The following is a 21,054-nucleotide window of genomic DNA, read 5'->3' as shown; positions in this document are numbered from 1 at the left end:
TAATGGCAATAATGTCCCGTTCCGGTTTAGCGTAATTTATATACCCCCGCCTGCCACGGACTCAACGCGATCGCGGTACTCTCTTTTGCCGTATCGCTTTGCTGATTGGTCTCTATCATCACCTGTTCAATAGCGTCATTATCCGGCAGGGCATAGCGAACCGGCTGTTCTTTAAAGTTCACCACCACCAGATAGCGTTCGTTATCAAGGGTTCGGGTATAAGCGTAAACGCTATTATCCTGCGGGTTGAGATCCTGATAGGCGCCGTAAACCAGCGCCGGGAGCTCATGACGCAGGTGAATCATCTGTTTGTAGTAGTTGAGCACTGATTTATTCTCAGTTAACTCACGCGCCGCGTTGATTTGCACATAGTTCGGGTTGACGTGAAACCAGGGCTTACCGGACGTAAACCCGGCATTTTGGCTGTCATCCCACTGGAAAGGCGTTCTGCTGTTATCCCGGCTGGTCAGGCGCACGTTGTCGAGAAACTCCGCGGCCGTGACTTTTCCGCTTTCGACATAGTCATGCCAGAAGCCTTTTACTTCAATATCGTCAAATTCGCTTAGCTTTTTAAACGGATAGTTGGTCATTCCCAGCTCAGAGCCCTGATAAATAAACGGCGTTGCCCGCTGGGTTAGGGTGACTGTCGCCAGCGCTTTAGCGGAGGCCTCCCGCCACTGCGGTGAATCATCGCCAAAATGCGACACCGCGCGAGGATTGTCATGGTTATCAAGGAAGAACGTATTCCAGCCATACTCCCCGACGGTAGTGTCCATTTTACTGACGATCTGACGGAACTGGGAGAGCGTCCAGGGTCTGTGGCGCCAGCGCTCGTTGCTGTCGCGGTCAAGACGGATGAGGTCAAACATAAAGGCCATATTCAGCTCATGACGACGGCGGTCAAAGAACTGCGACGAGCGATCCAGCGGTACGCCAAAGATTTCACCGGCGGTGGCAACATCATAGTGGGACAGCACCTCCCGGTTCATTTCCTGAATATACTGATGAATGTTGGGGCCCATGGTGTACTGCTGGGCAAAGTTTTTCTGCTGTTCGGGAGTGAGATCGGGGAATCCCGGAATTTTGGAGTAGGTCGCCACGGTATCAAAGCGCATTCCTGAAACGCCTTTATCCAGCCAGAAGCGGAGCATCGCGTAGAGATCTTCGCGTACCTTCGGGTTATCCCAGTTCAGGTCAGGCTGCTGCCTGGCAAAATAGTGCAAATAGTATTGCCCTGACTTCGCGTCTTTTTGCCATGCCGAACCGCCAAAAAATGACGGATAGTTATTCGGCGGCTGATTATCCTTTCCGTCACGCCAGAAATAGTAGTCGCGGTAAGGATTGTTTTTACCGCTTTTACTTTGAATAAACCACGGATGGCGATCGCTGGTATGATTGATGACGACATCGATCATTAAGCGCATATTGCGCTTTTTCATTTCGGCGATCAGCGTATCGAAGTCCGCCATGGTGCCGTACTCTTTCATGATTTGCTGGTAATTGCTGATGTCGTAACCGTTGTCGGTATTCGGTGAGTCGTAGTGGGGGTTTATCCAGATTGCGTCGATGCCGAGAGATTTGAGATAGTCCAGCTTTTCGATAATACCTCGAATATCACCAATGCCATCGCCGTTGGTATCTTTAAAAGAACGCGGATACACCTGATAAAAAACCGCCTCTTTCCACCACGCCGGGAAAGTATTTTCCTTATGAACGTCGATATCATCGGCGAAGGAGGGGGTGGCGCTGAGGCTCGGGCAAGCCCAGGTCATCATTAGCGATGACAGTGCCAGCGCCGCCGCCGTGCGGCGTTTAATAAAAGACATACTGTTTTCCTTATAAGTGAGTTGTGAGTGCTTAAATTTTTAATCGTTAAATAAAGGTGTAAATCATCAGCAGCCAAAGCATGGCGCCAACGACAGTGATAAATTTCAGCAGCAGGTTATTGCCCGGGAAGTTATATACCGGAGGCAGCGACGAGCGTCGGGCCTTAATCAGCAAGCAGGGCGGCAGTAATATGCTCCACAGCACCAATGAGATCCCGGCAAAGGCCAGCGCAGATAAAAAACCTTGTGGGGCGAAAATGCAGGCCAGGGCCGGAGGGAAATAGGTCAGGAATATCGCCAGCGGCCGCGAGGCGCGGCGGTAGCGTTTATTGAGTATATCCTCAAGATAATCACACAGGCCGATTGAGGCGGACATCAGAGAGGCCAAAACGGCAATGCATCCGAATGATATGAACATCAGGCCGGTGGCGGACGTGGGCTGGTTGATATTGAGGGCCGCAAGAAACGCGCCGATGTTTCCACCTTCGTTGCTAACATGCTGAATAGCCTGGGGAGTGAGTACTCCCAGGGTAATGGTCAGCCAGAAGGCGTAGATCAGCAACGAGACGGCGAAGCCGTAATAGAGAGAGCGCGTAATAGCGCGGTGGTTGTCCCGTCGGTACATCCTCGTCAGGGAGGGAATACTGCCATGAAAACCAAAGGCAATAATGCATACCGGAATGACGGGCAGGTAATACTGTAGCGACGTTCCACGGGTGGTTTCCAGCAGCCTGAGCAGCTTCACGCCGCCGGCAGCCCCTGCGAACAGCAGCAGAAAGAGGGTAAACTTCACCGCAATCAGGCAGGAGAGAATATAGCCGGGGAGCCTGCCGCCGGCCCACAGAATAACCGAGGTCGTCAGCGACAGCAGGACAATTGGCAGCCAGCCGCGGCCCATCCCGGCGGGAGGAATGAGGCCATTTAATATAGATGCCGCGCCTGATATATACGCATAGGTGAGCAAATAAAGCACAAAACAAAAAGCGATACCGATGACAACGCTGGCGCCGGGACCGAGCAGCGCTTTCGTGAAGGTATGAAAGCTTGCTCCCTGTGGAAATCGCATCGTGATATCCACGAGGATCAGCCCCGTCATCAGCATCAGGAGCCCCGTCGCCGAGAGTGCCAGCAGACCCTTCAAATACCACACGTGGACGAAGGCAACCGGCAACGCGAACATGCCTCCGCCGATAATTGTTGCCACCATGAGAGACGTTCCCCGCAGAGGGAACCCGGTTCCTTTCATATGAGTGATGTCCGTAAGCGGCCCGTCTTCGCGGGCCAGCAGCTGCTATTTTGTGGCTTCAGCCAGTGATTTTTCGAAGCTTTCGTGGAAGCTGTCGATTTGTCCGCTCTGGTGGAGAGCCGACAGGGCGCAGCGCAGAATGGCATGCCCCTCTTCAACGGTCGGATACATCGCGACGGTGGTGGCGAAGCCGCGGTCGTGCATTTTTTTGCACATCGTGATGGCGAGATCCTCGTCACCAATCAGGATCCCCCTAATCGGCATCGTGGTACCCCGGTTAACGATTGCGGTATTAGCAAACACTTCGTCGAAATAGCGAATGACGTTGTGCAATTTCTCCTGGCGGGCGGCAACGGTACCGTCGAGGTGGAGATCGGCTGCGGCTACGCAGGCGGCAATCCCGGGCAATGACGGCGGCCCGCCAAAGGCGTAGGTGGTTCCGTAGGTCTTGATAAAGTTAATGGTCTCCGCACTGCGGCAGGCAATAAATCCGCCGTGGGAGCCGAATGCTTTGGATAGCGACCCGGCGATAATAATGCGTTCGTCAAGCTGATGGTCGAGGCATGACATCACGTATCCCGAACCATATTCGCCATAGATAGAGGTGCCGTGCGCGTCATCGATATAGGCATAGCCGTCATACTGATGCGCCAGGCGGACGATGAGCGCCACGGGGGCCACGCCGCCCATTGACCCTACGCTGTCTGATATTGAGACCGGCGTCAGACCGTTGCTGAAAGCGTAGCGGAAGGCTTGTTCAATTCGCGCCTCGTTCTGGAAATCAATCCTGACCACTTCCCCGAACTGCTGGAGAAGACCGCGGTTTATCTGCAGCGTGGCATGCGCCGTTTTCTCCATAATAAAGTAGGGTTTTTTGCTGAACGTAAAGTTCGGCAGCGTCCCGGACGCCAGCAGTGGTAAGACCGCAATATGGCAGGGAGTCACCGCGTTGAACGTCAGGGTATGGGCCCCATGCATGATTCTGTTCAGACGTGCTTCCAGCTGCGGGAAGAGATCGACCTTCACTCGCGTTCTGGCGACCGACAGCTGCACTCCAAACCGGTCGATAGCGTCAACAACCGCCTGTTTCAGCGCCGCGTGCGTCTCGAGGCCGAGGTAAGAGCAGGAGACGAACTCGACCATTTTTCTCCCGTCATCGAGGGTAATTTCTTTTCCTTCTCGCTGCACCGCCACCAGTTCATTAATATGCTCTGAAAATACCCGGGACTGATATTTCAACGACCTGTCTATTTTCTTTTTTTGCCAGTTTTCCATTGTGTTACCTTAATTGAAGTGACTACCACAAGAGACAGCATCGCCAGCGATAAGGTGCTCACGCCAAGCGTCCTGTCGAAACCAATACCGGTATCCGTCAGTTTTACCGCCAAAAAGCTAATGGTTCCGGCGCTCGCTGTTTGAATAAATCCGGTGAGGGATGCGGCCACCCCCGTTTTATTGCCTTTAATTTGCAGCGCGATAAAGTTAGCGGTCGGATAATAGGCGCCAAGGCTGAAGTTAAAAACCATCGCGCCGGCAACGCATAAACTAAGCGAGTGGCTGCCGAGGATAAATGGCGCAACCGCCAGGGCGTTTAGCGAAAATAAAACCCACGGATTGATGAACTGCTCGAATTTCGCCGCCTGATTACCAATAATGAAAAACAACACCGATGCTGAAAACAGCAGGGAATAATTCATCGTACTCAGACCAAGCTGCTGCATAAAGATCGCCGGAGATAGCGAGATATAACAAAACAGTGAGCTGAGGATCAGCGAAACCAGCAAGGTTCCGTGGATAAATGCCGGCGTGATAAAACCGCCGGTGGAGGAAGCGGCGAGCCGATCGTGATGCGCGAGGGCGCGTGGGGAGAGGAGCATGGTCAGGACGCTAAATAGCGCCATGACCAGGAAAATCACGTTCCAGCTCAGATGCCCGAGGATCGCCGCCCCCGCCAGCGGGGCAATAAGAGGAACGACGGCACTGGCTGAGGAGATATCGGAAAGCGCGCGTTTTAGCTTCAGCGGGGGGAACGTTTCTTTGGCGATGGCTTTTGAAAGCACCGGACCGGCCCCGGCGCCTACGGCCTGTAATACCCTGCCGGCCAGCAGCATCGTTAAGCTCTCGGCCATAAAACAGAGGACGCTTCCGGCGAGGAAAATGGCAAAGCTGCACGTCAGTACCCGTAATTTACCAAATTTATCCCCGACAAATCCCGATACTAATTGGCTCGCTGCGTATATCACAAGAAAGCCGCTAATCGTCAACTGGATGGTTGAGTAATCTGTATTGAAGGCCGTCTGGAGGATCGGCAGCGCGGGCACGATCATATCCGTTGCCAGCGCCGATACCGATGCGGCAAGAATAAGATACAGATACATCCTGAGCATAATAAGCTCTTCCTTAAGTTAGCGGGTTAAATCATCGGGAGTGGTTATTTAATTTCTGCAGGCTTTTTTCTCGACGGAACAGATGCCGATCCCTGTCATGATTAACAGGGCACTCGCCAGGTGATATACGTGCGGTGGAGTATGTAAAAACAGGATGCTTAATATCCCGCCGGAAAGAGGAATAATATGCGTGTAAATTTCACCGCGGGTGGCACCGATGGCGGCGATGCCTTTATTCCAGAATAAATAGGCGAGCCACGAGGGGAAAATAACCAGGTACGCCAGGCCGCTGAGAAAAAATACGTCGTGGTAAGCGGCGAAAGAGAGGGCCGGATGGCGCGCGAGCCACAATACCACCACCGGGATCAGCAGAAGGGCGCCCACGAGCGAGCTGACGGCGACGAAAGCGTTCGCCGGAATGCGGCGGTCCTTATTGCGCAGCAGGGAACAGTAGAGCGCCCAGCTCAGCGCCGATCCCATCGCCCAGAGATCGCCCGACTGGAAACTCCTCAGCCCCTCTGGATGCAGCAGGTTGCCCTGCAGAAGAAGGATCAGCACGCCCGCCGTACTGAAGACGACGCCCAGCCAGTTACGCGCCGAAACCCGGTCGCGGAAAATAAGACGATTAATAATCAGGACCATGCAGGGGGTCGCGGACATGTAGATCGCCGCATTCAGCGCAGAGGTCGTCTGCAGGCCTATGTAGAGCGTGAGGGGGAAACTTACCTGCCCGCAGAGGGTTAAGATCAGCAGCGTAGGGGCATTTTCACGCAGCAGCACGCGGCTCTCCTTTATTTGCCGATGGTAGAGCACCACCAGCAGCAGCGCCGTCAGCGCCCATCGTGCTTCGGTCATGAGGATCGGATCTGCACCCTGCACAAGAATATGTCCTACGACATAATTCCCCCCCCAGAACAGGGCCGCCAGCGTGAGTAACAGATAAGGCATGCTGATTCCTTTCATCGCTTAAAACTGTACTAAATGGTAACGTTAAAATTTTAACCACATCAACTTTTTTTTAATATAAAATAAAGTTTATAAATTTTTATATTATTATCATTGGTTTAGTTATTTATCGCGGGTGTGCTAAAAATCTTATTGCGGCGTGTATGGCTGTACTATAACGTATATATACCATGCATTTTACAGGGATAAATTAATGCGTACCAATGAGAATGATTTCACCGGTAACGAGCGCCATGGCTCTGTGTCGATGCCTTCTCTGGATGAAACGATCGACCAGCTCATCCACAGCAATGCACTTTCGCTGAAGCTAACGGCCAATCCGCTGCTCGCAGACAGGGTCTGGCATCTTACGGAGAACACCTGCGCCAGGGCTTTTTCCGCCGGCGACCCCGAGGCACGAAAGTGCGCCCACGGTGCGCTGTTCAAGCTTTATCAGGCCTGGCTGGCTGAGCCACTATCCGCGCCGGCGCAGAACCAGTTCCACCCTCTGCTCTCTGCGGTAAGAAGCTATATTGAGTCAGAGTGGCTGCGGGTGGAAAACAAACGTTTTATTGCCCATAAGCCGGTACTGAACGCCGGGAATATCGTCGAAGAGCTGCGTGATTTATGTCAGAGGCACCCGGCCTCGCACCATCCGCTTTTCGACTTTCTCTCCGCTTGCGCTTCAGAAGCGCAAATAGAGTATTTTTTCAAAAGCGATAGCGCGCTGAACCTGCTGTTCTTCGATCTGGTGGCGATGGGGCTGGTGGGCTCTATGCCGGAAACCCGCGCGGAGATTGCGCAAAACCTCTGGGATGAGATAGGCCAGGGAAGCAATGAGATCACCCACGTTAATCTGTATAAGGATCTGCTGAAACGCCGGGATATTGCCTTACCCGATAACCATTTTGCCCATCTGTATGACTGGCAGGGGCTCGCCGGATACAACGCTTTCATGCTCGGCGGCGTTAACCGGCAGCATTACTATAAATCCCTTGGCGTAATGGCGATGACGGAGCTGCTGGATCCGCCGCAGTATCAGAAGCTCGTTGCAGGGTGCCGCCGCATTGGCCTGACGGAGCGCGATGTGCATTACTATTCGGAACACATCACGGTGGATATCGGCCATGCCGACGGATGGCTGAATAACGTTATTGTCCCCATCGGCAAAAAATATCCGGCGGCGCTGGAGGAGGTCTACGCCGGCGCGGCGCTTCGACTGCAGACGTGCTGCGATTACTACGATCGCCTGCTCGAGTCCCTGCAGGCGCTGGATGCGCCCGGCGCGGCGTGAGGATCAGAGCGTTCCACCTTCGGAGTAAATAAGCGCTTTCGCCGCGCTCCAGGCCGTCATACCCGGGGGGATCTCCCGACACTCTGACGACTCCGCCTGCTGGGCGGCGATTGCACCGTCGATAAGCATGACCATCATCATTGCCACCCGCTCGGCTGGCTCCGGTTTTAAGACTAGCCGCAAAATATCGCGGAAAAACTGGTAGAGGCGCGATTTAAACCGCGAACATTTCTCGCGGATTGCCGGGGATGAGGTGCCATATTCGAACAGCGCGCGGGTAAACATGCAGCCGTGGAAATCCTCGCAGGTGAACCAGTTGTTATAGTACTCAAACACGGCAAACAGCTTCTCTCGCGGGGAGGGTTTATCCGCAGTAATGCTCTGCAGAGCCTGCATAAACTCATGCTCTTTCAGCTGTAAAATGGCCAGGATGAGCGCTTCTTTATCCGGATAGTAGCGATAGAACGTCATTTTGGAGATGCCGGCGTTCTCCGAAATACGATCGATGCTCGGCGACTGATATCCCTCCCTGTTAAACAGAGACGTGGACTGGCGGATAATTTCCGCCTGTTTTGGCTTCATGCTGGTTCCTGTCGAGCTCTTTAACGTCATCTCTGTTCTCTTCTCCCGCAGCACTCACCCTGCGGTTCTTTTAGCCGGTTGCGCAAAATGATTGAGGGCGTCAAGAAGCTCCGCCAGCTCGGCTTCCGACAGCCGGCAGGCGGATTCTATGCGCTCGCTTATGCACCAAAGTTTGTCCTGCAGGGCGTTCCCTTCATCGGTCAGGGTGATGAGAACGCGCCTTTCATCCGCGCTGTCGCGGGTGCGGCAGATGCGTCCTGCGCGCTCAAGACGTTTCAATACCGGCGTAATAGTTCCGGTATCCATGCCGAGACTGTTGCCAATGTCACCCACCGTACGGGGCGTCATGCGAAAAAGTTCAAGCATGACTAAATACTGTGGGAAGGTAAGCCCCAGCGGATCGAGGAAAGGCTTATGCAGCCGGTTCATGCGGCTGGCCGCGCCGTAAAGCGCGAATGAAAGCTGGGTGCCGATTTCCCGTCGCGTCTGCGTTTTCATAGCGAGAAAGTTACCTTGCTGTTGATTATCTTGCGCAACAGATAAAATTTTAAGGGAATTTATCAGAGAGATAAAGAACGGCGGCGGGGTATTTTTGCGCGGTGTGGCGCAGAACCCTCACCCTGGCCGCCCGGCGGGAGGCGCACCGGCTGTCGTTTGCCCGACGCGCAGGGCTTACTCTTCTCTTTCGCCGGGCTGCGGCTTTTCAGCACTGCGCTGGGCGCATAAAGAGACAACGTATCACCTCGAACCGGTGATGAGCGAATCAAACTACTCGCTGGGAATGTTCGTCGGCCCGGTGATTATGGGACTGATGCTGCAGCATATTAATCTGTCGTCCGGCTATCTGTTAATTGCCGCGCTGTCGGTGGTTGCCGCCATTATTACGCCGCTGTCCGTGCGCTGGGTTAATAACCGGCAGATAGATGACTCATCTCAGCTATCCGATAACGCACGGCTGGCCTCCGCCCGCGAGTTTCAAAGATGGTCTGCAATCAGGCCTGCGATAGATGCCGCCGCATTGAGGAATGGGGTATTCTTCAGCTATCTATTATCAGGCCGTTGCCGATCGGCGTTTGATTCTCTGCGCCCGTCCCGGTATTAACACCCGCAGCCGGGCAAAGTGCACAACGAGGCACGGCGAATAACAGGAAAACGCGATGACCCGCACGCAAAGGCTCCTTGAAATGCTCCAGATCCTGCGGGAGCACCGCTATCCGGTTACCGCATCGACCCTTGCAGAAAATTTGGCGATAAGCGTGCGCACCGTTTACCGGGATATTCAGACGCTCCAGCAGCAGGGGGTCTGCATTGAGGGCAGTTCCGGCATGGGATATATGATTAAGTCGGACTATCATCTGCCGCCTCTGGTTTTTACGGCCCAGGAAATTAACGCCCTGACGCTCGGGCTAAGCTGGGTTTGTCATAATACCGATGCGGATTTTAAAAGGATCGCTAAAAGCACGCTGGCTAAAATACATTCGGTGACGCCTGATAAATTAAAGGAGCATATCGAGTATCAGTCATTGCTGACCGGGCCGGGTGAAAGAGATGAGGCTTTTTTTCCTGAGCTGCGCCACGCAATTAATCACCGACATAAAGTTCAAATAGCCTATTGCGCTAAAAACGAGCGGCGCTCTTCCCGAGTAATATGGCCGGTGGCGCTGGTTTATATGGAGGAGTGCTGGCTGCTGGCCGGATGGTGCGAACTGCGAAAAGATTTTCGCCACTTCAGAACCGACCGGATAATACAAATCGCGCTGCTTGCCGATAAATATAACGAAAGCAGGATCGGCTTATTGCGAAAATGGAGGGCGCAGGAGGGGCTTCGCCTGGACGACGAGTACTGACAAAAGCTGTCACTGCCTTTTCATATACTCCTGTAGAGCAAAAAACATCATTCTCTACAGGAGCGAACATGAGCTTTCAACACAAAGTCGCAATAGTGACCGGCAGCACCGACGGCATCGGTGAGGTGGTCGCGGAGCAATTACACCAGGCGGGGGCGCGGGTGATCGTGGTCGGTCGATCCCGCGAACAGGCGGAGCGCAAGGCTAAATCGCTGTCAGCGGATGGACGCACCGCCGCCGGTATCGCGTGCGATGTTTCGCAGCCGGAGCAGGTGAGGCGGATGATCGATGAGGTGGTGTCCCGCTTTGGCAGACTGGATTATGCGGTTAATAACGCGGGAATCACCGGCGAAAGTAATAAAAATATTGCGCAGCAGACGATAGATAACTGGGAGAGGGTGATCGCCACCTCTTTGAGCAGCGTATTTTACTGTATGAAATATGAAATTCCGCCGCTGCTGAAATCTGGCGGCGGGGCGATCGTGAATTTATCCTCAGTCAATGGCCTGGTCGGTATTCCCGGGCTGGCGCCCTACACGACGGCCAAACACGGCGTTATTGGCCTCACCCAAACCGCCGCGCTGGAGTTTGCGCAGCAGGGCCTGCGGGTCAACGCCGTGGCTCCGGGATACGTCAGCACGCCGCGTATAAATCAACTGCCCGCAGACGTTCAGCGCGCCTTTGCGAATAGCCATCCGCTAAAGAGAATGGCTAAAATGCAGGAGGTGGCAGATTTTATCCTGTTCCTGCTGTCAGAAAAGTCAGGGTTCTGCAGCGGAGGCGTCTATCCCATCGATGGCGGCTACCTGGCGGAGTAAATGCTTGCCTGAGACGATATTCTCCGGCCAAAAGGAGATTAAGGACCAACGATGTTCATTATTTTCAGCGGCTTACCCGGTAGCGGGAAAAGCACGATTGCGCAGGCGCTGGTGAAGCGACTCGGCGCCTTCTATCTGCGGATAGACACCATCGAGCAGGCAATTCGCGAAGCGGATGAACATCCGCGGGAGATGGGGCCTGAGGGCTACTTTGTCGCCTGTTCAGTGGCGAGGGAAAACCTCAAGATGGGGGCGACGGTCGTTGCCGATTCGGTGAACCCCCTGACCCTCACGCGCGATGCTTACCGCGACGTTGCGCGCTCTACGGGGCGCGACTTCTTAGAGATAGAAGTGGTGTGCTCCGACAGGGATGAACATCGCCGGCGAGTCGAAACCCGGACATCAGAGGTCAAGGGATTAATCCTGCCGGAGTGGCATAACGTTACCGGCCTGCATTATGAGCCCTGGAACAGAGAGCGGCTGGTGCTCGACAGCGGAAAACTGTCCGTTGAGCAATGCGTTACGCTGGCGGTCGCCGCGCTTGCCCGGTAAGCTTGCCGTCACTTCCCCGAGCAGCGGATAGCTTAAAAAAGGAGCAGGGCGATGATTTCAAAAGAGAACGCTGAGCATTATGTCTGGGGCGATAGCTGCGACGGTTGGTATCTGCTCAACCGCCAGGACATGCTCATTATTCACGAAAAAATGCCGCCGGGCACCTGCGAAAAGCGCCACTATCATTGCCTGTCCAGACAGTTCTTCTTCGTGCTGCAGGGGGTTCTTACCATGGAGCTGGCGGGGAAGAGGCACGAGATCGGCGCTCAGCAGGGGCTGGAAATTCCCCCCGGGTCAGAGCACCAGGCGAGAAACGATAGCGATTCTGCGGTGGAATTTATCGTTATCTCCCATCCGACGACGCGCGGCGATCGAACCGACCTCGCGCCATCCTGACAACCAATCCCGGGCTGGCACCGGGCGCGATGAGTTAGCGGCGATCGTCCGGGGCATAAAACGGGCCGTCAGCGCTGCTCGGGGTCGCGATAAGCGAAAGGGTCCGCCGCCGACGTTCTCAGCGTCCTCAGCAGCGACTCATACAGGCTCCCGACCGCCAGAGACTCTTTTGACGCCCGGCTTCGGTATAAGGCCACCGCCATCGGCTCCAGCGGCCCGAGCTGCTGCTCCCTGCCCAAAATTTGCAGGTGCGGCGGGGCGCTACACTGGGTCAGCACCGCGACCGCCAGCCCGCTCTCCACTGCCGCAATCTGGCCTGAGAGGCTGGAGCTGTTATAAACCACTTTATACCGGCGTCCCTGTAGGGCTAGTGCGTTGATAGCGCTGCCTTTGGCCTCGCGGCCTCGCAGGAGGGCCTAAGCCATCTTACGGCGACCATGATGAGCCTGCTGGTTTTCGCCGGCTACGCCCAGTTCGCCGCGCTTGGCCTGTGGGGAGAGCCGGTGCCGCTAGTCACGCTTGCGGCGACCGTTTTCGCGATCAATGCCAGGCATCTGCTAATGGGAGCCACGCTGTATCCGTGGCTACGCTATTTATCCCCGGCTAAGCGCTATGGGATCCTCGTCTCAGCATTCGTCAGACGGTGATTAACGCGCGTCGGCTTGTTGACGGGCGGTGAAAAACGTCAGCACGACGGCGCCGAGCAGCAGCGCGAGACTCATCGCAAAAGCGTACTGCCAGCCGAAATGGTCAAACACAACGCCGCCTGCCGTCGAACCCAGGGCGATCGAGAGCTGGATCGTCGCGACCATCAGCCCACCTCCGGCCTCGGCATCTTCGGGCAGGGTGCGGGCTACCCATGTCCACCATCCGGTGGGTGCAGCGGTGGCAAACATCCCCCAGAGGCCCAGCAGCAGGGCAACCATCCACAGGCTGTGCCCGGCCAGTATCAGCATCCCGGCGATGGCGGCCATCAGCAGAGGCAGGGCCATCAGCGTCAGGTAAAACCTCGCGTTGAGGAACGCGGAGACGAACAGCGTGCCAACAAAACCCGCCACCCCGATAGTGAGCAGGATAAGCGACAGGCCGGAGCTATTTATCCGCGTTACCGTCTCCAGAAACGGGCGCACGTAGGTAAATAACGCAAACTGCCCCATAAAGAACAGGCCGCAGGCAAACATGCCCATGGCGACCACCGGGCGGCCGAACAGGCGAAAGACGTTTGCGCGCGGCGCGCGGCTTGTGCTGCCCGCCATATTGGGCAGGCTGATGCACTGCCAGATGAAGGCGACGATCGCCACGGGCACCAGGCACAGGAAGGCTCCGCGCCATCCGATAGTCGCCCCGAGATAGCTACCCAGCGGCGCGGCCACCACCGTCGCCAGCGCGTTACCGCCGTTAAAAATAGCCAGCGCGCGGGAGACCTGGTGCTGCGGCACAAGGCGAATGGCGGTGGCCGCAGACATCGACCAGAATCCGCCGATGGCAATACCAATCAGGGCTCGTCCCGCCATGTAGATCGCAAAGCTGGAGGCGAGGGCGATAACGATCCCCGACACCGCCATCAGAGCCGTCATTCCCAGCAGGAGGTATTTGCGATTCAGGTTGCCGGCAATAGCGGAAAGGGTCAGGCTGGTCAGGACCGCCAGCGCCCCGGAGATGGCAATTCCCTGGCCTGCCAGCCCCTCGGTCACGGCCAAATCTTTGGCAATCGGCGTCAGCAGGCTGACCGGCATAAATTCCGAGGCAATCAGCACGAAAACGCAGAGGGTCATGGCAAAAATGCCGCCCCAGTGGGCGTGCTCTTCAGCGCGGGGTGTTACAGGGTTCAGTATGGACATGGGCTACATCTCTGGATATCGCCCCGGGCTGGCGGTGCTCGCGCCGGAACGGACGCTATTTATGCAATAGCGATCAACATTATGGATAAGGATGAAGTGCGATGCTGTCAGCGGGGCTCGATAACATCTGCCTGGAGGCATCGGAATAAAAGCCGCCGGCCAGCGTCCGGCGGCTTGTCAAAGGTTAGCTTTCGAGGTTTCTACTTTAAGCCGTCTTTGAAGAACTGCTCGAAGCGCGCAAAAGGTATTTTACCGGCGACGTTGTCGTAGAGGTCCACGTGGTTCGCGCCCGGCACAATAACCAGCGCCTTCTGCTTGCTGCCGACGGCTTTAAAAGCATCTTCCGCAAAGTAGCGCGAGTGGGCCTTTTCTCCCGTCACGATAAGCGTTGGGATGGTGATTTCACTGGCGTAGCTCAGCAGCGGCATATTCATAAACGATAAAGGCGTCGTCGCCGTCCATGCACCGGTGGAATTCACCGAACGTTCGTGGAAGCCGCGCGGCATTCGGTAGTAGTCAAAGAACTCTTTCAGCACCGGGTGAGGATCGGCGGGGAGGGTCTCAGGCAGAATACGTTCTGCAGCGCTGGCTTTGCCGTTCTGGTCGACGTAGATGTCGTGACCGGCATGGGCGAAGGTTCCGCTCTGCGCATCTTTCCAGCGCTGCTCGTTCAGGTACTGCAGGACGGCGCGGCGATCGGCCGTGGAATAACGGTCTTTGCCTTCGCCAACGCCGTGGCCCATCGCCCGGCTCATGTCGTACATCACGCTGGTAGCGACCGCCTTAATGCGGGTATCCATTGCCGCCGCGTTCAGCGCCATCCCGCCCCAGCCGCAGATGCCGAGGATGCCAATACGGTTGCGATCGACCTCTTTTTGTAAGCCGAGGAAATCAACCGCCGCGCTAAAGTCCTCGGTGTTGATATCCGGGGAGGCGACGTTGCGGGGGTGACCGCCGCTCTCGCCGGTGTAGGAGGGATCGAACGCCAGCGTCACAAAGCCTTGCTCAGCCATAGTCTGCGCATACAGGCCGCTGGATTGCTCTTTCACCGCGCCAAAAGGCCCGCTGACCGCGATTGCCGCCAGCCGGCGATCTCCCCGCTGTTTGGGGAGATAAAGATCGCCCACCAGGGTGATGCCATACCGGTTCTGGAATGACACCTTACGGTGATCCACCTTACTGCTTTCGGCGAAGGTCTTATTCCATTTCTCAATCATCGAAACGGGCGCATTTGGATTGGTCGTATCAGCATAACTCATTGTCGTGACTCCACTTAATGATGCACATAGCAGCATCGCAGGTATAGCGGACGTCAGTTTTTTGGTGAAAGTATTCATCAAAAATTCCCCTGGAAAAAAGGATACAGGTACAGGTTTCATCCGGACAACGCTGCGGTGCTTTGTTTCATGGGGCTCATTATAGTTAGCAGAAATAGTGCTGATTAGAGGGGGTAAAGTGCTAGGATTAATATCATATTGTTATAGAAAGGGCGGTGAAGCGGGCGAGATGTCGCCCGGCACCGCAGGAGGCACTGATGGCAAAACGGGAAAACTATAATGAGCTCTACCTGTTTATGCAGGTGGTGCGGGAGGGGAGCTTCACCGCAGCGGCCCAGCGGCTTGGGCTGGCGCAGTCGGGAATTAGCCGTTCCGTTCGCGAGCTCGAAGAAAGGCTGGGCGTCCAGCTTCTGGTACGCACCACGCGCAGGTTATCCCTGACGCAGGCGGGCGAGCAGCTCTACCAGACGGCCGAGTCCGGATTTGACGCCTTAGATTCGGGGCTTGCCACGCTGGCGCACTATCGTCAGACCCCATCCGGCACGGTGCGCATCAATGCCAGCCAGCACGCCATTGATAAATGCCTCCTGCCAAAGCTCGCGGTATTTAAGCAACGCTATCCCGATATCCGGCTGGAGCTGATGAGTGAAAGCCGCTTCGTCGATATTATTGCCGAGAGATTCGATGCCGGCGTCCGTTTGGGGCCGGAGGTGGGCAGCGGCATGATCGCGGTACGCATTACGCCGGATATGGAGATGGTCGTTGTCGCCACTCCCGAGCATTTTCGTCGCTACGGCTTTCCGCAAACTCCGGCTGAGCTGGCGGCGCACCCCTGTATTGCCTATCAGTTTGGCGACGGAAGCCTGTACCAGTGGGAGCTCAATCTGGACGGTAAAAAAATGACCCACCGACCGCAGGGGCAGTGGGTCTTCTCCGACAGCTACATGGAGGCAGAGGCCGCCCGGCTAGGTCTGGGGCTGGCCTATGTTCCCGAAGAGCTGGTGGCCGATGATTTAGCGCGCGGCGTGCTTATCCGCGTGCTGCAGCCCTACAGCCTGCGCATGGAGGGCTCATTCCTCTATTATCCCCATCGCAACGTGTCGCCGGCCCTGAGAATCGTCATTGATACACTGAAGATATGAGGCGCGCCGCGACAGTTTAATGCAGGGCATCGGGGAACCCGGAGCGAGCTGCGGGGGCTAAAGCGACAATAGCCGGAAGGGAACAGGTGAGGAAGACGATGGAATATCAGCAGGCGTTGCAGAGAGTGTTGTTAGACGATGCCGTGAGGATGAAGGCGCTTTATGCCGTTCAAACCTTAAGGCTCAACGACGGCTGGATCGGCGCCGGATTCGTGCGGGATGCGGTCTGGGACCACCTGCATGGATACGGCCAGCGGCCCGTCGGCGGAGACGTTGACGTGGTGTGGTTTGACGCTGCGCGCTGCACTGCCGATGGCGATCGCCTTCTGGAAGCCGCGCTTAATCAAGTGAGCCCCGCGTTCGACTGGTCGGTGAAGAACCAGGCCAGAATGCATCACCATAGCGGCAATGCGCCGTACCGCTCTACGGAGGATGCTATCCGCTACTGGCCTGAAACGGCCACGGCTGTCGCCGTCAGAATAGGCGACACGGGCCTTATTGAGGTTATTGCTCCCTACGGCCTTGCCGATCTATTCGCGCTCCGCCTAAGGCCGACGCCGCAGTTTGAGCAGCAAAGGTTGTCCGTATTTAAACACCGGGTTGCCGCCAAAAGATGGGTTGAGCGTTATCCCCTGCTGCAGCTGATTGTTCCCGGATAGCCGGAGCAGGGTGAACGGGCATGTTCCTGATGGGGGTCACTCCCTCGAACCGCGGACATTTTTCGCAATGAATAGCGTCATGGCTTACCACTGCTTCGCTATCCAGGCTGCAAAGTCGCGCATGGCGACAGTCTCGGGGCGCGACTGCAGCCGGGTGAGCCAGTATCCACCGCAATCAATCTCCGTCGGGAACGGCTGCACGATGCGCCCGGCGCTGAGCAAATGGCTAAACATGCTGGCTGGCGCAATCGCAATCCCGGCCCCGCACTGCGCCACCTCCAGCATCGCCAGCGAGGTGTCAAAAACCATCACCGGATGCGTCGGTGCCGGCGGGGCTTCACCGGCCGTCGTCATCCATGTTGCCCATTCGTCGCGGCGATAGGAACGCAGCAAGGTGTACTTAAGCACATCTGCCGGTTTGTAGAGCGTCTGGGCTATCGCCGGCGTGCAGAGCGCGGTGAGCGGCGCATCGCAAAGAAATATGGCCTCGGTATCGTGCCAGGCGCCGTTGCCGAAACGAAGGGTATAGTCCAGCCCTTCGGCTGCGGGATCGACCCGGTTGTTATGCGTCGACAGATGCAGGTCGATATGCGGGCAGCAGCGGCGAAAATCCTCCAGCCGGGGCAGCAGGAACCCCACCGCAAATGTCCCGACGACGCCTATTTTTAGTTTTTCTCGCCGTTGCGGGGCGCTAAAACGATCGAGCGTGTCGGCGATGATGTCGAAAGAACCGTTCAGCACCGGTAGGAGGTTTTCGCCCTCTGTCGTCAGCGTCAGCCCGCGCGATACCCGCACAAATAGCTGACAATTAAGGTGTTCTTCCAGCGATCTTACCTGCTGACTAATAGCAGAGTGCGTGACGTTGAGCTCAACGGCTGCGCGAGTAAAGCTTAAGTGCCGGGCAGCGGCTTCGAAAGCGCGTAGGGCATTCAGTGGGAGATAGCTTCTGGTCATGGCCGTATGTGTTAGAAAAACTGCAGGCAGATGCTAAGTTTAATCGTTTGTCAGAGCGAGTCAAAGCCCACAGACTTAGCGCGTTTTCAGGCCCTGAACTCTCTCTCACTCTATGGAAGGTTTTACCCATGCACAAAATGTTGAACGGCGTTCTGGCACTGTCCGCGCTTTCGCTCACCGCGGCAAGTCTTGCTGCGCCGAAGACGCTCACCGAGCAGCAGATTTCTCAGGTGGTCACCCAAACCATCGAGCCTCTGCTCAAAGAGCAGGCGATCCCTGGCATGGCGGTGGCGGTTATTTATCAGGGCCAGCGGTACTATTTTACCTGGGGCAAAGCGGACGTCGGCAGCGGCCGCCCGGTCACGACGGACACGCTGTTTGAACTTGGCTCAGTGAGCAAAACTTTCACCGGCGTACTGGGCGCAGACGCCGTGGCCCGCGGCGAAATCAAGCTCAGCGACAACGCCAGCCGCTACTGGCCGGAACTTAACGGCAAGCGGTGGCAGGGGATAACGCTGCTGGATCTGGCAACCTATACCGCAGGCGGGCTGCCGCTACAGGTGCCGGATAACGTTACGGACAGGGCCTCGCTGCTCGATTTCTACCGGCGCTGGCAGCCGCAGTGGGCGCCGGGCAGCATGCGCGTTTATGCCAACAGCAGCATCGGTCTGTTCGGCATGCTGGCAGTGAAGCCTTCCGGGCTCGGTTTTGAAGACGCCATGAGCCAGCGGGTCCTGCGGCCGCTGAAGCTCAACCATACGTGGATTAACATTCCGGCTGCGGAAGAGAAAAACTATGCCTGGGGCTATCGCAGCGGCCAGCCGGTGCACGTTTCACCCGGTATGCTGGATGCCGAATCCTACGGGGTGAAATCAACGATTACGGATATGGCCGCCTGGCTACAGGCCAATATGGCCCCCCGGGAGGCCGGCAGCCCCACGCTCAGAAAAGGCCTCGAGATGGCGCAGGCGCGCTACTGGCGGATTGGCGATATGTATCAGGGGCTGGGCTGGGAGATGCTCAACTGGCCGGTCAATGGCGCGGCGATAGCGAAAGGTGGCGATAACGCGGTGGCGCTGGCCCCGCATCCGGCAGCGGCGATAGAACCGCCGGTCCCGGCGGTCGCCGCCTCATGGGTACATAAAACCGGCTCTACCGGGGGATTCGGCGCCTATGTGGCGTTTATCCCGCAGCTGCAGCTGGGGATTGTTATGTTAGCGAATAAGAGCTACCCGAACCCGGCGCGCATCACCGCCGGATATACCATCCTCAACGCTTTGCAGTAAATCCGTACGCCCGCAAGATAGGCTCTTCGGGCGCCGCGGTATTTCGGTGGGCCGCTTAAACGCCAGCGGTAACGGGGCGCGGGTTAATATGCCCGGGCGGGGTTTACCCCGTCCCGTGCAGCGGCAGAGCCTTCGCCTTTACCCTGATAATGCGTTCGCTTCAGGGCTTATTTTCCCGCGCTTCGTTTCTGGCTTGGTACCAGGCTTCAAAGGCAACAGATGCCATCGGCCTGGCATAAAAATATCCCTGAACTTCATCGCAGCCCAGGTCTTTTAAAATCTCAGCCGTTTTGCCATCCTCGACGCCTTCGGCCAGGACGACATAATCCAGTTGCTTGAGCAGCCTGATAACGTTGCGCGCAATAATTAGGCTGGCTTTGTCGCGGTCAATTTTATTCACAATAGAGCGGTCGAGCTTGATGATGTCCATTGGAATTTGCCGCAGGTAGTTAATGTTGCTGTATCCGGAACCAAAGTCATCCAGCGATATTTTAAAACCGCGTTGTTTGAGCATCTCCAGTCCGTTAAGGGCGGCCGGACTTTCAAGCATCTTCTCTGTCTCCAGACACTCGACCCCCAGCAGGGATGGATCCAGATGCGCATCCCGCAATTTCTGTTCAAGCTGCTCAGCGAAATCGGGTCGCGAAAAATCACTGGCGGCCAGGTTTATTGACACGGGAAGCGAAAGCCCCCGGCGTCGCCAGGCACTCAGCTGCGCGATAGTGTGATCGATTACCCATGCCGTGAGTTCACGCATCAGGCCGGTCTTTTCGACCAGAGGAATAAATTTTCCCGGCAGCACTTCGCCGTTTTTAGGATGCTGCCATCTTAGCAGTGCTTCAGCACCGGTCACACGCCCCGTCAACAGCGAGATTTTCGGCTGATAAACGAGATATAACCCCTGGTTTTCCTGCAGCGTTTGCCTGAGTTCGGTCAGAAGGCTGAAGTCACTCTTCTTGCGGGTATCGAGAGCGTCATCATAGGTACTAAAACGGTGTTTCTGGCTTATCGCCTCATGCAGTGCGCTGATCGCACGACGCAGAATTTCATTCGGCGTCAGGGTGTTATCACAAAGTCCGGAGTCACCCATGTGGATATCCAAATCCAGGGGGACTTCCGGGTTGAGCCTGGCCTGGGTTCCCTGAAGACTTAAGGCGATATTTTCCAGTGACAGAGTCTTTTGCGTATGGGTGCAAAAGGCAAATCGTCCGACCGCCACGGCGTAAAGTTTCCCCTCCAACGGCAGCCGAGCCTGCAGCTCTACGGCCATATCACGAAGTAGATTTTCTACGGCAATCATCCCCAATGAGCGGGCCATCTCGTAGGCAAATGGCATATCAATACAGTCAATGATGACGAGCCTGAAGGTGCTCACCGCCGAAACGTCGATGTCCTTCAGAAGTCGCTGTCGATTGGGTAACAGCGTGACAACATCGATGAAGCCGACAGCGTGCCAGGACGCTAAGAAATCTGCTATCAGCTGGGCGAACGTCTCTAAAATACCGATCTGCTCGTCCGAAAGCACTCTGGGTTGAGTATCTAAGACGCACAGGGTGCCCACGGGTATCCCGTCCTGGGTTTTCAGTGGGCATCCGGCATAAAAGCGAATGAATGGCGCTTCTCTGACCGCCTGATAGCGACGAAAGGCCGGGTGCTGATGTGTATCATGACAAATTAACGTTTCGCCCTGTTTCACGGTCTGTACGCAAAATGCCTCGCCCAGGCTGGTTTCCGTGATGGTGATATTTTGAGCGGATTTGATGTATTGCTTTTCATCATCGAGAACCGACACAAAGCTCATCGGCATTTTCAGCAGCTGGCAGACCAGATGCGTGTATTTTTTTAACGCGTCGTCCCGGCCTTCGTCAGGATTTTTCAACAGGTCAATCGCCGCGCGTCTTTTCCTGTCATCACTGCTGAGATTAGTCAACATAGTAACGCTCCCCGCTGCAGTCTATTTTTTGGTCATCCAAACCTGATGGTCGCGTAGGTCTCTTTACTC

At 56.0% G+C, this 21,054-nt stretch carries 21 protein-coding genes and 2 pseudogenes; 11 read left to right on the top strand and 12 right to left on the bottom strand.

Going from position 1 to position 21,054, the window contains the following annotated elements; translation table 11 throughout:
* Positions 1-26: 26 nt before the first annotated feature.
* The 5 genes from HCK03_RS16200 to HCK03_RS16180 all read right to left on the bottom strand — a co-directional run bounded on the left by HCK03_RS16200 (position 27) and on the right by HCK03_RS16180 (position 6,407).
* Entirely contained in the window at positions 27-1,775 is a 1,749-nt protein-coding gene (locus HCK03_RS16200; RefSeq protein WP_052474612.1) for a glycoside hydrolase family 13 protein, read from the bottom strand.
* 97 nt (positions 1,776-1,872) lie between these two features.
* Positions 1,873-3,033 carry an aromatic amino acid transport family protein gene (locus HCK03_RS16195; RefSeq protein ID WP_266096246.1) on the bottom strand — a complete coding sequence of 387 codons (1,161 nt, stop codon included), beginning with the start codon at positions 3,031-3,033 and terminating at the stop codon, positions 1,873-1,875.
* Positions 3,034-3,117: 84 nt separating this feature from the next.
* Positions 3,118-4,347, bottom strand: coding sequence for an aminotransferase class I/II-fold pyridoxal phosphate-dependent enzyme (locus HCK03_RS16190; protein ID WP_123551281.1), 1,230 nt, complete (start codon positions 4,345-4,347; stop codon positions 3,118-3,120).
* A complete protein-coding gene (locus HCK03_RS16185) occupies positions 4,320-5,459 on the bottom strand; it encodes an MFS transporter (RefSeq protein ID WP_143716903.1) in 1,140 nt (379 codons plus the stop codon). The genes HCK03_RS16190 and HCK03_RS16185 overlap by 28 nt, the downstream gene beginning before the upstream one ends.
* Positions 5,460-5,507: 48 nt before the next feature.
* A complete protein-coding gene (locus HCK03_RS16180) occupies positions 5,508-6,407 on the bottom strand; it encodes a DMT family transporter (RefSeq protein WP_167691898.1) in 900 nt (299 codons plus the stop codon).
* A gap of 211 nt (positions 6,408-6,618) precedes the next feature.
* On the opposite strand from HCK03_RS16180, the pseudogene HCK03_RS16175 reads away from it, so the two are divergent.
* Positions 6,619-7,726: pseudogene (locus HCK03_RS16175) on the top strand (iron-containing redox enzyme family protein).
* Here HCK03_RS16175 and HCK03_RS16170 read toward each other — a convergent pair.
* Positions 7,702-8,280, bottom strand: a complete 579-nt coding sequence (locus tag HCK03_RS16170; protein ID WP_167691897.1) for a TetR/AcrR family transcriptional regulator — start codon at positions 8,278-8,280, stop codon at positions 7,702-7,704. The pseudogene HCK03_RS16175 and the gene HCK03_RS16170 sit on opposite strands and share 25 nt — an antisense overlap.
* Before the next feature lie 54 nt (positions 8,281-8,334).
* Positions 8,335-8,778 (bottom strand): MarR family winged helix-turn-helix transcriptional regulator, encoded by a 444-nt coding sequence (locus HCK03_RS16165; RefSeq protein WP_227699850.1) that lies wholly within the window; start codon positions 8,776-8,778, stop codon positions 8,335-8,337.
* Positions 8,779-9,034: 256 nt separating this feature from the next.
* Here HCK03_RS16165 and HCK03_RS26410 point away from each other — a divergent pair, with 256 nt between their 5' ends.
* The 6 genes and pseudogenes from HCK03_RS26410 to HCK03_RS16140 all read left to right on the top strand — a co-directional run bounded on the left by HCK03_RS26410 (position 9,035) and on the right by HCK03_RS16140 (position 11,893).
* Complete coding sequence (locus HCK03_RS26410; RefSeq protein ID WP_228283745.1) at positions 9,035-9,382, top strand: hypothetical protein; 348 nt, start codon at positions 9,035-9,037, stop codon at positions 9,380-9,382.
* A 55-nt stretch (positions 9,383-9,437) separates the two neighbouring features.
* A pseudogene (locus HCK03_RS26490) lies at positions 9,438-9,554 on the top strand (HTH domain-containing protein); the annotation flags it as partial.
* Positions 9,555-9,614: 60 nt separating this feature from the next.
* Complete coding sequence (locus tag HCK03_RS16155; protein ID WP_228283793.1) at positions 9,615-10,127, top strand: helix-turn-helix transcriptional regulator; 513 nt, start codon at positions 9,615-9,617, stop codon at positions 10,125-10,127.
* Positions 10,128-10,195: 68 nt separating this feature from the next.
* The gene (locus HCK03_RS16150) at positions 10,196-10,945 is read left to right on the top strand and encodes an SDR family NAD(P)-dependent oxidoreductase (RefSeq protein ID WP_167691896.1); all 750 of its coding nucleotides are present in this window, start codon (positions 10,196-10,198) and stop codon (positions 10,943-10,945) included.
* A gap of 51 nt (positions 10,946-10,996) precedes the next feature.
* Positions 10,997-11,497: a P-loop nucleotide/nucleoside kinase family protein gene (locus tag HCK03_RS16145; RefSeq protein WP_115193090.1), complete on the top strand. Its 501-nt coding sequence runs from the start codon at positions 10,997-10,999 to the stop codon at positions 11,495-11,497.
* A 51-nt stretch (positions 11,498-11,548) separates the two neighbouring features.
* Positions 11,549-11,893 (top strand): cupin domain-containing protein, encoded by a 345-nt coding sequence (locus HCK03_RS16140; RefSeq protein ID WP_076945314.1) that lies wholly within the window; start codon positions 11,549-11,551, stop codon positions 11,891-11,893.
* Between the two features lie 68 nt (positions 11,894-11,961).
* On the opposite strand, the gene HCK03_RS16135 is transcribed toward HCK03_RS16140, so the two are convergent.
* Positions 11,962-12,237 (bottom strand): type 2 periplasmic-binding domain-containing protein, encoded by a 276-nt coding sequence (locus HCK03_RS16135; RefSeq protein WP_228283744.1) that lies wholly within the window; start codon positions 12,235-12,237, stop codon positions 11,962-11,964.
* Between the two features lie 96 nt (positions 12,238-12,333).
* Here HCK03_RS16135 and HCK03_RS16130 point away from each other — a divergent pair, with 96 nt between their 5' ends.
* Positions 12,334-12,540, top strand: coding sequence for an AzlC family ABC transporter permease (locus HCK03_RS16130; RefSeq protein WP_227503281.1), 207 nt, complete (start codon positions 12,334-12,336; stop codon positions 12,538-12,540).
* Here HCK03_RS16130 and HCK03_RS16125 read toward each other — a convergent pair whose 3' ends face one another.
* Both HCK03_RS16125 and HCK03_RS16120 read right to left on the bottom strand, forming a co-directional pair.
* Complete coding sequence (locus HCK03_RS16125; RefSeq protein ID WP_167691895.1) at positions 12,541-13,734, bottom strand: MFS transporter; 1,194 nt, start codon at positions 13,732-13,734, stop codon at positions 12,541-12,543.
* 200 nt (positions 13,735-13,934) lie between these two features.
* Positions 13,935-15,071 (bottom strand): alpha/beta hydrolase, encoded by a 1,137-nt coding sequence (locus HCK03_RS16120; RefSeq protein WP_167691894.1) that lies wholly within the window; start codon positions 15,069-15,071, stop codon positions 13,935-13,937.
* A gap of 197 nt (positions 15,072-15,268) precedes the next feature.
* Between HCK03_RS16120 and HCK03_RS16115 the strand changes: the two genes are divergently transcribed.
* Positions 15,269-16,153, top strand: coding sequence for a LysR family transcriptional regulator (locus tag HCK03_RS16115; protein ID WP_115193087.1), 885 nt, complete (start codon positions 15,269-15,271; stop codon positions 16,151-16,153).
* Positions 16,154-16,251: 98 nt separating this feature from the next.
* Positions 16,252-16,812 (top strand): nucleotidyltransferase family protein, encoded by a 561-nt coding sequence (locus HCK03_RS16110; RefSeq protein WP_148250478.1) that lies wholly within the window; start codon positions 16,252-16,254, stop codon positions 16,810-16,812.
* An 84-nt stretch (positions 16,813-16,896) separates the two neighbouring features.
* Here the strand turns inward: HCK03_RS16110 and ampR are convergent, their stop codons facing one another.
* Complete coding sequence (gene ampR / locus HCK03_RS16105; protein ID WP_143967343.1) at positions 16,897-17,766, bottom strand: LysR family transcriptional regulator AmpR; 870 nt, start codon at positions 17,764-17,766, stop codon at positions 16,897-16,899.
* A gap of 128 nt (positions 17,767-17,894) precedes the next feature.
* On the opposite strand from ampR, the gene ampC reads away from it, so the two are divergent.
* Positions 17,895-19,052 carry a class C beta-lactamase gene (gene ampC / locus HCK03_RS16100; protein ID WP_041145096.1) on the top strand — a complete coding sequence of 386 codons (1,158 nt, stop codon included), beginning with the start codon at positions 17,895-17,897 and terminating at the stop codon, positions 19,050-19,052.
* A 160-nt stretch (positions 19,053-19,212) separates the two neighbouring features.
* Here the strand turns inward: ampC and HCK03_RS16095 are convergent, their stop codons facing one another.
* Entirely contained in the window at positions 19,213-20,985 is a 1,773-nt protein-coding gene (locus tag HCK03_RS16095) for a sensor domain-containing phosphodiesterase (RefSeq protein ID WP_167691893.1), read from the bottom strand.
* Between the last annotated feature and the right edge of the window lie 69 nt (positions 20,986-21,054).

Origin of the sequence: Klebsiella terrigena (genome assembly GCF_012029655.1) — a bacterium.
Classification (GTDB): Bacteria; Pseudomonadota; Gammaproteobacteria; order Enterobacterales; family Enterobacteriaceae; genus Klebsiella; species Klebsiella terrigena.
The sequence above is the reverse complement of the archived record's forward strand: the minus strand, read 5'-3'. Positions and strand labels throughout refer to the sequence as shown.

Excerpts from the sequence above, each read along its gene's own strand:
- HCK03_RS26410 (WP_228283745.1), top strand. The coding sequence starts at position 9,035 with ATGAGCGAATCAAACTACTCGCTGGGAATGTTCGTCGGCCCGGTGATT.
- HCK03_RS16155 (WP_228283793.1), top strand. The coding sequence starts at position 9,615 with ATGATTAAGTCGGACTATCATCTGCCGCCTCTGGTTTTTACGGCCCAG.
- HCK03_RS16150 (WP_167691896.1), top strand. The coding sequence starts at position 10,196 with ATGAGCTTTCAACACAAAGTCGCAATAGTGACCGGCAGCACCGACGGC.
- HCK03_RS16125 (WP_167691895.1), bottom strand. The coding sequence starts at position 13,734 with ATGTCCATACTGAACCCTGTAACACCCCGCGCTGAAGAGCACGCCCAC.
- HCK03_RS16165 (WP_227699850.1), bottom strand. The coding sequence starts at position 8,778 with ATGAAAACGCAGACGCGACGGGAAATCGGCACCCAGCTTTCATTCGCG.
- HCK03_RS16140 (WP_076945314.1), top strand. The coding sequence starts at position 11,549 with ATGATTTCAAAAGAGAACGCTGAGCATTATGTCTGGGGCGATAGCTGC.
- HCK03_RS16185 (WP_143716903.1), bottom strand. The coding sequence starts at position 5,459 with ATGCTCAGGATGTATCTGTATCTTATTCTTGCCGCATCGGTATCGGCG.
- HCK03_RS16180 (WP_167691898.1), bottom strand. The coding sequence starts at position 6,407 with ATGCCTTATCTGTTACTCACGCTGGCGGCCCTGTTCTGGGGGGGGAAT.
- HCK03_RS16110 (WP_148250478.1), top strand. The coding sequence starts at position 16,252 with ATGGAATATCAGCAGGCGTTGCAGAGAGTGTTGTTAGACGATGCCGTG.
- HCK03_RS16130 (WP_227503281.1), top strand. The coding sequence starts at position 12,334 with ATGAGCCTGCTGGTTTTCGCCGGCTACGCCCAGTTCGCCGCGCTTGGC.
- ampC (WP_041145096.1), top strand. The coding sequence starts at position 17,895 with ATGCACAAAATGTTGAACGGCGTTCTGGCACTGTCCGCGCTTTCGCTC.
- HCK03_RS16200 (WP_052474612.1), bottom strand. The coding sequence starts at position 1,775 with ATGATGACCTGGGCTTGCCCGAGCCTCAGCGCCACCCCCTCCTTCGCC.
- HCK03_RS16190 (WP_123551281.1), bottom strand. The coding sequence starts at position 4,347 with ATGGAAAACTGGCAAAAAAAGAAAATAGACAGGTCGTTGAAATATCAG.
- HCK03_RS16195 (WP_266096246.1), bottom strand. The coding sequence starts at position 3,033 with ATGGTGGCAACAATTATCGGCGGAGGCATGTTCGCGTTGCCGGTTGCC.
- HCK03_RS16170 (WP_167691897.1), bottom strand. The coding sequence starts at position 8,280 with ATGAAGCCAAAACAGGCGGAAATTATCCGCCAGTCCACGTCTCTGTTT.
- HCK03_RS16145 (WP_115193090.1), top strand. The coding sequence starts at position 10,997 with ATGTTCATTATTTTCAGCGGCTTACCCGGTAGCGGGAAAAGCACGATT.
- HCK03_RS16120 (WP_167691894.1), bottom strand. The coding sequence starts at position 15,071 with ATGAATACTTTCACCAAAAAACTGACGTCCGCTATACCTGCGATGCTG.
- ampR (WP_143967343.1), bottom strand. The coding sequence starts at position 17,766 with ATGACCAGAAGCTATCTCCCACTGAATGCCCTACGCGCTTTCGAAGCC.
- HCK03_RS16115 (WP_115193087.1), top strand. The coding sequence starts at position 15,269 with ATGGCAAAACGGGAAAACTATAATGAGCTCTACCTGTTTATGCAGGTG.
- HCK03_RS16095 (WP_167691893.1), bottom strand. The coding sequence starts at position 20,985 with ATGTTGACTAATCTCAGCAGTGATGACAGGAAAAGACGCGCGGCGATT.